Source organism: Halalkalirubrum salinum (assembly GCF_005543295.1).
In the GTDB taxonomy this organism is placed as follows: domain Archaea; phylum Halobacteriota; class Halobacteria; order Halobacteriales; family Haloferacaceae; genus Halalkalirubrum; species Halalkalirubrum salinum.
In genome coordinates this window covers 1-12932 of record NZ_SRSG01000053.1, presented here as the reverse complement: position 1 = coordinate 12932, position 12932 = coordinate 1, and the positions used below count along the sequence as shown (strand labels likewise).

10 protein-coding genes and 2 pseudogenes are annotated in these 12932 nt (G+C 55.2%); 3 read left to right on the top strand and 9 right to left on the bottom strand.

The window, feature by feature from the left end; all coding sequences use genetic code 11:
- Window positions 1-12 precede the first annotated feature (12 nt).
- A complete protein-coding gene (locus tag E5K03_RS13935; protein WP_138007406.1) occupies window positions 13-2019 on the bottom strand; it encodes a bacterio-opsin activator domain-containing protein in 2007 nt (668 codons plus the stop codon).
- 489 nt (window positions 2020-2508) lie between these two features.
- Window positions 2509-2862 (bottom strand): 4a-hydroxytetrahydrobiopterin dehydratase, encoded by a 354-nt coding sequence (locus tag E5K03_RS13930; protein ID WP_138007405.1) that lies wholly within the window; start codon window positions 2860-2862, stop codon window positions 2509-2511.
- Window positions 2863-3042: 180 nt separating this feature from the next.
- Here E5K03_RS13930 and E5K03_RS17855 point away from each other — a divergent pair.
- Window positions 3043-3192, top strand: a pseudogene (locus E5K03_RS17855) (GMC oxidoreductase); the annotation flags it as partial.
- Window positions 3193-3287: 95 nt separating this feature from the next.
- On the opposite strand, the gene E5K03_RS18030 reads toward E5K03_RS17855, so the two are convergent.
- The 5 genes and pseudogenes from E5K03_RS18030 to E5K03_RS13900 all read right to left on the bottom strand — a co-directional run.
- Window positions 3288-3437, bottom strand: coding sequence for a DUF7837 family putative zinc-binding protein (locus E5K03_RS18030; protein ID WP_449267302.1), 150 nt, complete (start codon window positions 3435-3437; stop codon window positions 3288-3290).
- Between the two features lie 189 nt (window positions 3438-3626).
- Window positions 3627-7082, bottom strand: a complete 3456-nt coding sequence (locus E5K03_RS13915) for an ATP-dependent helicase (protein ID WP_138007403.1) — start codon at window positions 7080-7082, stop codon at window positions 3627-3629.
- Window positions 7079-7981 (bottom strand): RecB family exonuclease, encoded by a 903-nt coding sequence (locus E5K03_RS13910; protein ID WP_138007402.1) that lies wholly within the window; start codon window positions 7979-7981, stop codon window positions 7079-7081. Before E5K03_RS13910 ends, E5K03_RS13915 begins: the two co-directional genes overlap by 4 nt.
- Window positions 7978-9642, bottom strand: a complete 1665-nt coding sequence (locus tag E5K03_RS13905) for a DNA helicase UvrD (RefSeq protein ID WP_394343986.1) — start codon at window positions 9640-9642, stop codon at window positions 7978-7980. Before E5K03_RS13905 ends, E5K03_RS13910 begins: the two co-directional genes overlap by 4 nt.
- A gap of 547 nt (window positions 9643-10189) precedes the next feature.
- Window positions 10190-10492, bottom strand: a pseudogene (locus E5K03_RS13900) (CBS domain-containing protein); the annotation flags it as partial.
- A 120-nt stretch (window positions 10493-10612) separates the two neighbouring features.
- Between E5K03_RS13900 and E5K03_RS13895 the strand changes: the two are divergent.
- Window positions 10613-10969: a hypothetical protein gene (locus E5K03_RS13895; protein WP_138007401.1), complete on the top strand. Its 357-nt coding sequence runs from the start codon at window positions 10613-10615 to the stop codon at window positions 10967-10969.
- A 54-nt stretch (window positions 10970-11023) separates the two neighbouring features.
- A complete protein-coding gene (locus tag E5K03_RS13890) occupies window positions 11024-11293 on the top strand; it encodes a hypothetical protein (RefSeq protein WP_138007400.1) in 270 nt (89 codons plus the stop codon).
- 101 nt (window positions 11294-11394) lie between these two features.
- Here the strand turns inward: E5K03_RS13890 and E5K03_RS13885 are convergent, their stop codons facing one another.
- Both E5K03_RS13885 and E5K03_RS13880 read right to left on the bottom strand, forming a co-directional pair.
- The gene (locus E5K03_RS13885) at window positions 11395-12312 is read right to left on the bottom strand and encodes a DNA-processing protein DprA (protein ID WP_138007399.1); all 918 of its coding nucleotides are present in this window, start codon (window positions 12310-12312) and stop codon (window positions 11395-11397) included.
- On the bottom strand, window positions 12309-12932 hold a 624-nt coding region (locus E5K03_RS13880), incomplete at its 5' end, for a ComF family protein (protein WP_138007398.1). The genes E5K03_RS13880 and E5K03_RS13885, both read right to left, overlap by 4 nt.

The window sequence follows — 12932 nt, the reverse complement described above, 5'->3', positions numbered from 1 at the left end:
TCGACCGCTCGGTTACCGGTATAATTCAGAAAAGAGCTTCTGCTGGGCGGTGCGGAGATGCTGGAGAAACGTCGAGTGGGCAATATCTAGGGACTCCCCGATTTCTGTGGCCGAACTCCCTCGTGGTTTCTCAAAGTAGCCATGATGGAACGCCGCTTTGAGCGCGGCAGCCTGCTTGTCAGTGAGTTCGCTCCTGTCGATACAGCTCACCTCTGCTGAGTCAGTATCGGAGTGCGTGACCTCGGTCACCGAGCGTACTGACACGTCCACAAACGCCGCTCCTACGCTCTCGACGGTCGTTCGCACGGTATCTCGTGCTGGGAGTTCGACAATCAAATCCGCCCCACGGGTATCGACGGTAGTCGACCGGACGACAGCGCCGTGATCGATCAGAAGCGACTCCGGTGTCGGAGCGTCGACGATGATTTGAAGACGAGGCGTGGGTCCCGCACCAATCGTTTCCACATCAATGATTTCAGGGCGACCAGCGAGGGCTGTTCTGAGTGCGTCGACTGTTGATTCATCTACAGATAGATACTGTAGTAACTGTCCATTTGCGTGACGGAGGGTTCCGTGGACTGTGATTGTTCCATCGTCAGTACACCCTATTTCGCGGGCGATAGCAACGAGATAGTACGCCTCGTTAGCCACTCGGAGGGTTACCTCGACAGTATGGTCCGAGGCAAGTGATTGTTCAGTTTCGACAGTATGGATCCCAAAGGCGATACTGTCGGCAAGCGCTTCGAGCAGTCGGCGTTCAGTTTGGTCGAACCGATCGGATTCGGCGTGATAGATGGCCAACACACCGTACCAAATCCCGTTGTACGAAAGCGGAATCGCCGCTCCCGATCGGTAACCTCTTGTGAGCGCCTTTTCACACCAGTCTGTCGGGAACAACTCCTCGAAGTCGGTGACGAACCGACTGTCGCCCGAGCGGGCCGCCCAGAGACTTGGCTCGCTGTCGGCAGCCCCACTTTCCAGCGAGTAGTCGACTGCCGCTAGGTAAGTGAAATCTGTGGTCTGTGAATTATTGTCGCCGCTCTGTGCTCGGGGTGTAAGCGTACCACCTTCGGGAACACCGATCCACGCGAGCGCGTAGCCATGGTCAGCCAACAGATCGACAACGCCACGCTCAATCTCATCTCGAGTTTGGGCTGCAACGAGGATGTTGTTAACAGCTTGATTGAGGTCTCTTTGCCAGCGGATTTCACGTTGGCGTTGTTTCCGCTCGGTCACGTCACGGATGGAGATCATGACTGCCTGCTCTCCGTCGTGGCTGATTCTTTGGCCAGTGTACTCACAGTGGCGGACCTCCCCATCGGGAGTTACCAACCGAATCTCGTGAAGTTGCCTGCCACCCGGATTCTCTTTCCAGTGATCAACAACGCTTCGAACGTCATCTTTATCCGCAGGATGGACGATCTCTGTGAGTCGTCGAGTCGGCTCGAACCACCGTCGATGTCGCCCCGTGAGGTCGACGAACCGCTGATTGTAGAACACCAACGTACCGTCTTGGACGATAATGATCCCATCACTGCTCTGTTCAGATAGTGACCGATAGCGACGTTCACTTTCGGCGATCTCGTTCCGGAGACGTGCTGTCTCGACGGCTCGCTTGATCTTGCTGGCGAACATCGACGACTGGTCAACTCGTGGATCTTTGATAACATAATCCGAAACGCCCGCATCGATAGCTGCCGACGCAACGTCTTCGCTTCCCTCGCTCGTTGCAAGAATGTAGGGGATCTCTGGATGCTCTTGGTGGAACCGCTTCAGAAGTTCAAGTCCGTCGACTTCGGGCATCTGATAGTCGGCGACAACGCAGTCGATGTCGAGCTCTCCGAGCCGCAACATTGCTTCGTTGGGGCTGAGAGCGACATGAACAGTGAGTGATGGATACTCAGCTTCGAGATCAGTGGCGACAAATTGGGCCCACTGCTCGTTGTCGTCGACGAGCAACACCGTGATCGGCTTGTCACTGGGCTCCCGTGAGGCGGTGACTGTTTCTCTATTCGGCATTATTATAATTCTAAGTGTCACGACGGGTAATCATATACTGACTGTTAGAGTGAGTACGTATATATGAGATCTGTATAATAAGATTATGAATGTTTTTCACACAAGTGATTACGCTACATTTGCGGTTGCGGCCGTCAATACCCCCAGATAACCCAGCACGAAATTGAAACAGGTCGTACAATCTGAGGTGATCCAGCACGTGAGTATGAAAATTCTGCTTGCTGGTAAGCCAGCACAATAGCTCGTAATCGAATTATACGGTAACTCGATCAGTTTCGACCTCGGACAATACTGCGAAGACACAGAGATACACATATACAAGAGCACGCCAGTATCTGAATGGCTCAACTATAGTAACGTTTGCAACGCTTTGCACCAAGCACCTCAAAAAGCAGTCCGAGAGAGCGTGAACCCGCAGTTCCTGAATCGAACTGAGAAAATAATTGCAAACGCTACTATATCCCAATGTGTCAAACTGTCTTTCAAACGTCACTCGGGAGCGTATTGCTCGTGGATGCGATCCATGCGTGCGGCCATCACGAAGTCGGTCTTGTGGAGGCCGTCGATTTTGTGAGTCCACATCTCGACTTGCACTTCTCCCCACTCAAGCTGGATGTCTGGATGATGCCACTCTGTTTCTGCAAGCTCACCGATCTCATAGGTGAACTCAAGCGCAGAACGGAAATCCTCGAACGGATACGTTGCGTGCAGATGGTGCTCGTCAACGACGTCCCAGACCGTCTCGTCGAGTGCAGCCAGGTACTCGGCGTACTCCTCTTCTGTGAGCGGTTCGTCGTCTGTTGTACAGGCCTCACAGCTCTCATCGGCAAGTGTAGATGCCATAGCTACTGGTTACTGGGGACGCTACTTGTGTGTTTATTGCATCAATACGGTACAGGTCCGGCAGTCACAGGCCACCACACTGAGTGGACTTCGATCGAGACAGCCAACTTCGTCACCAATGGGAACTGTGATCACGCATCCGCCCTGGGCGATCATCTGGTAGTGCCGCAGCGGCGAGACGCTGGTGTCGATCGACAGCTCAGCGTTCGCGGCGTCGAAGGCCTCCGGGTCGCCGACACATCGATCATGCCGAAAATTACCAGTGGCAATACCAACGCTCCTGCAATTGCGATCGGTGAGCGCGTCGATGAGCTAATTACAGAACATTGAGGAGAAATCCCACGACTTCAGTTGTGTGGAGAATATCAAGACTGCGCATACAAATTATCCCATGAAATGCGAGTAGCAACGTGGGTCCTACGTAACTACTGGGGCCTAACTGGGTCACCGCACTGAGAGCATTCTGCAAAGAGTCTCTTTTCGGCATTTACCACGTACTCGATGAGTACAGCAGTTTCGGGGACCACAGCGCTGCAAAATGGGCAGGTTCCGATCGTGGATGCTGCGTGCGACATGAGTGTAAGGGGGAAGAACTTGGAGCGTGTGACAGTGTCCAAGTTCCATATACTCGTTTGTGTTCTGGAGTAAAAAGCTCCAGCCAACCGTAGTGAAAGTGGAATCGAACTGGCTTCGCTCGGTAACCGATAGACAGTAGAGTACGGAAAATCACGGAGAAAATCCACAACATCAGTCGTAGATGGAGGTCACTTTTCGAGTCCAAGACCGACCGCGAGCGAATCTGGTGCGCAGGGGAGCTGGTTGTGTTGACACCATTGGCAGTGTTCACCTGCAGTGTACCGGCTGAACGAGAATTGAGTAATACGGTTCATCGATTCTGTCACGTCTTTTTTGACTGCTTCTAGTTCGGCTTCGGTGAACAGCCGTGATTCAACTTTTGGGCCGATCTCACCGACGTACGCGTATCCTGCCTGTTTGATTGGTTTATCGTACAGGTCTCGGCATGCCAACAGGTAGATAGGAAGTTGCTTGTCGTCTTGGAGGTCACGGTGACGTTCGGTCGCTTTGTAATCGATAACAACCAGTTCATCGCCAGGTGTCCGGTAGACGGCGTCAATGTACCCAACGAGTTCGTACCCATTGATATCGAGTTCGAACTCCCGCTCTGAATCGATGATTTCGTACTTGGGGAGATCCAACTGAAAGTAGCGGTCGATGCATTCTTTCGCCGCTGGGAGTGTATCCTCGGCGCGGCGTTGACTGGCGATCCGCTCGCAGATTTCATACCACTCCTCACGGCGGTCCGTGCCATGATTCGCGGCTTGCTCTGCAGTGTCGTGGAACAACAACCCGATATCACGTTGGGACACATCGCTCCCATCAGTTGTCGTAGATTCCTGGTAATCAGCGAACGCGTTTACCACGTAGTCTAGGTAGTGACTCCGCGGACATTGTTCGTACGCTGCGAGTGAGGTGTAGCTATGGGTGAGTGATGGTGACGGTGTCGATGGACCACTCAATGACGTAACTTGGAGTGTTTCTCGCCCATCTCCCGGTGAGAGGCCCCCGTTGAGAGAGGCTGTTGCGAGGTGTACCACGCGGTCGCGTGCAGTCTCAACTGGGAGCTCCTCCCCATGATGCGTAACGGTCCCACCGACGTTCCCGATCGGCTTGCTGGCTAACGTGTGAGTCCAGTCTGCTGCTTCGTCTGGGAAACACTCTTCGACGTCGGTCCAGAGCGGGAGCTGTCCTCGCTTTGGCTGCCACGGGATTCGAGATGGAAGCACGTCGTCAACCAATCGAGAAACAGCGTCTTCGTCCGCAGTATCGTCGCTTTCCTCGCTACCACCCTGCAGGACGAGGATGTCCTCGGCACGCGTGATCCCGACGTGGAACACACGACGGGTCTCATGAGCATCACGCTCAACGAAGTCCTCAGCAAACGCTGCCTGTGCGCCATCTGAAAGGCTTGTTTCGAACGCGTCGTACGTGCGTGAACTCGGTGCCCACTCGTCAGCCGTGACTTGCGGGATGAGGACGACCGGGAAGTCCAGGCCCTTGCTTTTGTGGATGGTCATCACGTTGACCGCGTCGTCGGCGACATCCGGTTGACTCGTGGGTGCAGTGCCACTCTCATCGAACAGAGAATCGTAATGTTCGAGCGAATCGATGAACTCCGGAGTAAGCGGTGGTTGGACTGCACTATCGCCGTACTGTTCGATGACGTCTTCAAGTTGGGCGAGGTCCCGGCGTTCTTGCTCGCTGAGATACCACTCAATGTTTGTAAGATCCGTGAGTTCACGGTACAAACGGCTGAGTGACGCTGCGTCGCGGAGTTCGAGTAGCTCCGTCGCATGCTCGCGGGCTTTTGCGACGCGATCGGGCTCTGTGAACTCGTCGAGCGGTGTTTCTTGGAGCGTCTCCACGAGCAAGTCGTCACCGGCGTTGAGTGTGCGGAGGTCTGCGTCACAGAGCCGGTATCGCATCAAGAGGACACGATTCCAACTCACTTCGTCTTTCGGCCGTGCAAGCGCTTTGAGGTACGCAGTGACGGTCCTGACACCGACGGATTCCGTGGCTAGATCGCCAGCAACTTGGTACGGGATGCCGGCGTCGTCGAATTCCTCGATGACAGGGGTCGCGTGACTGTTTTTCCGAACGAGTAACGCGATCTCACCGGGGTCGTACGCTGTATCGAGATTTTCTGCTGCTCCACTCATTAGATTCTGCACGACGGTGCGAAGCTGGGCTGCACCGTCCGAATCATCGTCAGCAGGTAGTTCGATGGTGGCGACGGTGTCACCGTTGTACGCGGGTTCGTTGACACGAGTAAGGGTTTTGTGCCGTTCACGATGATCGAGTTTCTGAATCGCTTCGTTCGCAAGGTCAAGGATCGGTTGTCGGGAACGAAAGTTCTCTTCGAGAGGTTCGTCCGTGAGTGCCGCGAACGCGTCGTCCAGTTCCTCAGTGATGTTGGCGACGTGCGCACCGCGCCACTCGTAAATCGCCTGATCGTCGTCGCCGACAACGAACAGGTTATCATCGGTGACAAGCGACGTGACGAGCTCAAACTGAAGGCGATCGGTGTCTTGGAACTCATCGCAGAACACGTAGTCCCACCGCTCAGCGATTTTCTCACCGACCGGCGAGTCCATCAGCGCAGCCGTCTTGACGACCAGGCCGTCGAAGTCGATGAGGTTCCGCTCGTCAAGTTCGCGTTCATACGCCGCGTACCCTGCTGTCAAATCACGGGCGGTGAGACAGTCTGAGAGGAACGAGTCGAGATGGTCTGTGAGTTCGATGTTGAGATCGTCCGGAATGCCTGTCGGTGCACCGTTCGCGTATCCACCGAGAAGGTACTTCGGGAGCTTATGTGCATTCTCTGGAAGTTCCCGCTTGCCTGCCTCATGGGCTTCGAACGCTGCTTCTAGTGCGTCACAAAGATCCACGAGACCGTCGAGGAATTCGTGTGCGCTGGCCACCATTCCGTCTATCCTGAGCGCGTCGCGTTCAGTGACGAGGTCGGCACGCACGTCTGGAAGCGAGTCCAGTACGCTCGACACGGAGCGGCCGCCCAAGTGGTCGCTGGCGATCGTCTCGACGCGTTCCGAGAGGCCGGCGACCTCGTAGACACGGTCAGCGGGGCCGAGGAATGCGTCAATGTCGTTGGGCGTAATCCCGCTGCGTTTCATTGACCCGATGAAATTCAGAAGTTTCGACGCCGCACCTGACGCGTACCCGTCACTGCCGTACACGTTGGGTTTCACCGACCGATACTCAATCTCATCAAGGACGTCGATGACGATCGCATACTTTTCGGCATCCGTGGCGACCTCGAAGTCAGGATCGATCCCGGCGTCGTACGCGTAGTCAGTGAGAATCTCGTTACAAATGGAGTGATACGTGTACGCGTCAATGTCGTACCCGGCCGTCCCGAGTTTCGCGTTGAGTTTCTCACGCATCGAGTCCGCAGCGTTATTCGTGAACGTCAACGCGAGAACCCGGTCTGGGGACACGTCTTCCTCGTCGATGAGGTGCTCGATTTTCCGCACCATTGTGAACGTTTTTCCTGTTCCCGCGCCGGCGAGCACACGCATCGGGTACGCGTCAGAGTCGATAATCGTTCGCTGCTGGGGCTCCGGCGACACCTCTTCCTCTGGGACCGGGTACCACGACGGGTAGTCGTCACTGTGGTCGGTCATTGTCGCACCTCCGGTGACAACCGATCAGCACACATCTCCCGGTAGTCACAGTCCGCGCACGCCTCATCGTGGATGAGTTCGAAGGGCTCTGGGGCGTAGGTTTCGGCCGTGATGCCGTCGTGCGCATGCCGAATCAACGCCCAAATTGTGTCGTAGTGCTCGTCGTAAATCTCAGTCGTTTCCCGTGACCACCCACGTGCAGACACGTCGTACCCGTCCGGGGTACTTTCGAACGACGTGTGGTTGAGAAGCCCGTAGAAACTGAACCGGACCTCCATACCGTCCTCGTAGAACGGTTCGTTCTTTACCCCCTCAATGTACGTCGCTGTCTGGAACGCATTTCGCACGCGCTTCGGTTCGTGCGCCTCTCCGTCGAGATGCGCTCCGAGATACTCGGCTGTCCCTGACGAGAGCACACCGCGAGTGTTCCGCTTGTAATCAAAAATATGGAGACCTTCGTCAGTTCTGACAACATTGTCTGCTTTCCCATGCAGCGCTCGCCCATCAACGTCACATTCAACCCAGCACTCCGTGGCAAGCGATCGCCGAGCGTGCTCGATCCCATCACCACCATCCGGCTCAAAAAACGACTCCACAGCAGTACGATTCTCAACGCGCTGGTACTCTTGATGTGCCAGTGATTTGTAATCATCCGGCGTACTGTGCTCGTCCCACTTCGCATCGAAGATCCGCATCGCCCGGTCGTAAATCACCCCCGGATCATCGTCACGGCTGGTTGCATCACAGACATCCTCGATCGTCTCGTGGTAAATCGTTCCTTGAGTAAGGTACAGTTCAGTCCGATCTGGAGTGTTAACATCCTGTACGTGCCGGTAGTCGTACAGGCGCGGACACGTCGCGTACGTCGCTAACCGCGACGGGGAGAGCGACGAACTCATCGCCGGACCTCCCCGTTCGCAAATTCGACACGCGCACGCAACGCTTCCCGGAGCTCGGCACCGCGGGAACCGCTTTCATCGAGGAGGTCCTGAATCTCACCGAGTTCCGATTCAACCTCGTCAAGCGACACCGTCACGTTCTGACTATTCGCGCGACGCACCTCCGCGAGCGTGTCATCAACCCGCGACAACAGGTACTTTTCCGCTGCTCGTTCACTCGTAATGTGTGGTTCGTCCGCCTCGATCACCCACGGGAGATCTTCATACGCTGTGGTGAGGAATCGAGACGCCTGCGTACGTTCTTCGAGTGCCGTATCTTCGTACTCGTAGAGACAACAGTACAGCCGCTCTGTCGCGGCACCAGCCCCAATCGCTAACTGGCGTCGCGCGTGCTCTGTGTGGTACTGCGCGAACGGTAGTCCAGACGCGGTCGATGTCGTTGGGAACGTTGCATCCACATCCCCTTCATCGAGTTGCGTGACACCCGGATAATCCGGCATCGACACGACACGCTCAGTCGGGAACAACCGTGTCAAGAACGCGTCACCCGGGTACTCACCGTCCACAAGGTTCACCAGAAAAACCGCGCGGAACGACTCGTTCTTAATCGCCTGCAAGTGATCGACACGGACGCCACCGTCGAGGTCAGTCGCGCTCGTCTGATTCTGCTGCGAGGCGTACTCGTGGGCGCGTTCGAGCATCTGCTTGAACGATCCCCACGTCGTATCCACGAACGCAGTCTCTTCGAGAAACTCAGCCATGCGGAACGCCCGTCGAACGTTCCCGAACTGCGCCCGCGCGTCAAGCGGTGACGCTCGATCCGCGATCCGCTGTTTTAACCCCGAATCTGTCGCCCACCACCGGATCGCGTTTTCGAGGCTATCCATTTCGCTGACCCGATCTAAGCGTTCCGTATCAAGGTCAGGGCCGTGCTCGGGACTTTCATCTTCATCCTCTTCGGCGAGATGTCGAACGGCGGCGAGAAGTTCTCGAATCGCAGGATCGTCACCGAATCCTATGACAGTCGTCGATTCCGTCGGAATTCCGGTGCCTTCGAGCGCTTCGATCGTGTCTGTTACAGCACTGCCGCTTTGTTTCGTGGCGACCGCGATGTCGTCGTACCCCCAGTCCGGCTGCGCAACGAGGTCTTCGATCTCGTTGGCAATCTCCGCGAGTTGCTCGTCACTAGAGTTTGCAGCAAGGACCGAAACCAACCCTGCTCCCGGATCTTTTAGAACCGTTTCTTCGGCGAAATACGCTGCCGTTGCAGCCGGTCGCGTTGACGGTGTCTCCGATACCCCACGTCGAGACTCGTTGAACGAGACATACTCCGTGACAGGGCCGTCCTCAACCCACGTACGACGCACACTCCCGTTCTCCTCAGCGATACAGACGAGCTCACAGTCCCCCGCGAGCGCGTCGAGGTACGCGCGGTCGAGCGGGAAGAACTCCTCAAACTCCACTGCTAACACCGCCTCTACATCAACGACATCATTGCGGGTATCACTAGCGAGCACGGCAAGCGCCTCCGAAATGAGTTGCCCGCGCTCCATGTGACCGTGCTCAGCGAGCCATCCGTGGAACGCCTCAAGTGCAGCCGCGATCGCCTGGAGTTCCGGCGCCTCGTCAGGCGTGACTGTCTGCCAAGAAATCGTGCCCATCACTGCATCCACGTCCTCAATAAACGACGGTTGCACAGCCGCTCGTCGCAAGTACTCGGTTTCCCACTCGTAGTCTGCGAGAAATCGGTGGAGGAGTTCACGCCGCAACGCGTCGGAGAGAATGACACGATCGTCAGTCTGATTGAGAACATCAGTCGCGTGCACGACAAGCGACGTCACGTACGGTATCGCTGGGCCCGGGATCTCCTCACTCAACGCCTCCCGGAACGTCTTGGTGCTCGTTGGTGCGCCCGTAATCACGAGCACCTCCTCAGAATCGTGCTCATCAAGAAGCGATCGGTACTCATTTTCTACGGTTTGTGTGACGTTCTCTGTACCGAACGATGACAAGACTAGCGTTCCTGTGAACTGTTGTTGAACAGATGATAATGGCACGGACTCGAACCTCGGATACGTACAAAATTGGTTGATCCAGTGATAAGAGTACTCCTCATTTCGCTGTTTTCACCAGTTGTCCGCGAGCGGTACGCTCCACGAACGACCTGACAATCAGAACGATGCCAGACTCGGGTTCAATCACCGACTTGAAGAAGACGGGTTGCTCAATGACTGCGGAAAGAATGTCTGTGAACGAGGTGTCGCCGCTGATCATGTAATCGATGGTCAGCGGGGTGAGGTGGTTGTCGAGAGTGTCACCGTCGTCGTCGGTGGTGACGTCGTGTTTGTGAATGAATCCGATCGGGTCGTCGCCAGCGTAGACAGGGGCGGCGTCGTAGCCGTTCGAATTCAGCCATGCAGCGGCGTCGCTTGGTGGTGTGTTTTGTCCAAGGTGTTCGACGGAGCGAGTTGCGAGTTCGGCTGCGGTGCAGTCGTAGAGGTCCCGGGGCATATCGGCTAATTGGGGGGGCAGTGCTAGTCAAAATGGGGGGCTGTCTGCGGTGTTGTCGCGGATTAATACATCCATCTCCCACAAAGTTAATGTCTATCAAACATATATTTTTACTTGATTATGCCCAAAGGACATTTTACGTCGGCAGGGGCGAGTATCGAATACGGTTCTGCTGGCTGTCTTTTCCCTATTGAGGAACTGGATGCGACAGTGCTCCAATACCGAGATGCTCAAGTCGCGCTTGATGACGTCGATGGGTCGAACGTCATTATCGTCGCCCCCACGAGCCTCGCAACCAGTTACTTCCTCGGCCAGCACGCGCTCACCGCGATCCGTGTGGATAATCTCACCACCGCAGTCCGGACGCAGATCGACGACGAACTTGACGAGCCCCTGGACACGTTCGACCTGATTCAAATCGGGAAGTGGAATAGTGACAGCCAGAATTACTCGCTCGCAGAATTCACGAGCGCCTGAATTCTGACTTGTGGATATACAGACTTGGACAAACACAACAGCACACGACAATCAATGACTGAAACACTCGCTGACAAGTACCCTGATGGTGCTTCGTATATCCAGCAAGCCATTGATAAGCACGGCGAAGACTGGGTGTTGGAGCATTATTATCAGCAACTCTACCCGCTCAGCCAGGTGATGGCAATGCCCGAAAAGGAAGAACTCCCGTTTTTCGATTCGGACGAGCACGATACGATGACCGAAGCGGAACGAGCAGAGATGTATCAAGCGTGGGTGATGTACCGAGAGAATCTACGTACGGGGACAAAAAATACCGAATAATATGACTGGCAGCCAGCCTCTGTCACCGTTTGAACTCCGATTTGTTAGGTGAGTACTGTTGTTATTGATGCGGCACACCTCGTTCCGATACTAAGCGAGTGTCACGTCCACTCATCGAGATTCTTTTGCTCAGCATCCCTCGTTGCAAGTGTATTCTGCAGGTCGGAAGCAGTACTTATACTCTTTGTAGTGTCTGCTTCTCGGATCGTAGCCAATCCGTCGTTCGGGGCGATATTCAAATCTGTTGGGGGAACGAATATAGGCCGATCGTGTTTGAGTGCTATTTTGTATTGAGCCATGGTTCCCCCATTTCCATCGGTGGCAACGAAAATCATCCCGTCACTCAGTGCCGCGATGAGTTCATTTCGGTCAAGGAACGCATGACGGGCGGGGTCAGCGTCGGGTGGGCGCATTGAGAGGATGAGCCCGCTTGTATCGATGATTTGGTCGAATAAGGATTGATTCTCTGGCGGGTATGCGACGTTGACGCCCGTTCCGAGAACGGCGATGGTTGAACCATCCGTGCCTAACGCGCCCCGGTGAGCGGCGGTATCAGCTCCACGGGCTCCACCACTAACGAGTGTGTACCCATTTTCTCCGAGTTCTGCCGAGAGCGATTCGATCCATTGTTGCCCGGTTTCGTTCGTTTCACGCGATCCTGAGACACCGATTGCGTCTTCGATCAGGAGTCCGACGTTTCCTTTTGCGTATAAGAGAACCGGTGCTGGGCCGGCACGGACTGCTTCCGGATACCGATCTTCCGTGATACCAAGAATTGTGATTCCATTCGATTCGTAGGCACCGAAACGGTCAATATAGCCTTCGACCTCGTCTTCGAGCGACCGGATGTCTGTAAGTGTGGTTTCGTCTACGTAGTGGTATTTGTCGGTCAGAGACGCTGGAGCGCTGAGTAGATCTCTCGGGTCGTCGAAGTAGTTGTATAGTTCGTATGCACGTGCATCCCCAATCCCAGAGATGTCGGTGAGGGCAGCCAGTAGCGCTTTATTTTTGAGCTTCATTGGTCTACTCCTGCGATGATTTCTGATGCGGAGGCCTCTGGGTCAGTGATCTCTTTCACGTCGGTCTGTGGTCCGCCAGGGGTAAGACCGAGAGCGATACAGACGACGCGGTCAGCACCGGCCTTGCGGAGAAGATGAGCCCCCGCAAGGAGTGAGCTACCAGTCGTGCAGATGTCGTCGAGCAAAATGACGGTATCATCGTGGAGTTTTGCTCGTGTGCGGAGCGATTCAGAGGGATGGAAAGCGACTTGTCGGCGTTCTTCCTCCGATTTCTCGCGTTGACGTTCGACGGTTTCAGTTCGTTCAAGAAGCGGCGTATAGATGATTTCGGTTTCAAGCACGGCGTCCTGTGCTAGTTCTACTAATTGTGAACTATGTGACCGGGCTTCGTGACCCGGATAGACTGTAATGTAGTCGTAATTCCAGGTATCAAGAAGGAATCGTCGGTGGATGAGGTCCTGTAGCCGTGGTCGGAAAGTGTCTATCGGGGTATCTTCTCCGTGTTTTGCGAGTGCCTGAAGAGGATCGAAACTCAGTGAACTCGGGCGATACCAGTCCAACGCAAAAACGTTCAATACTCGGTTTGCAGGAGTGGCTGCTGGGGGCGTTACTCGTTTAAA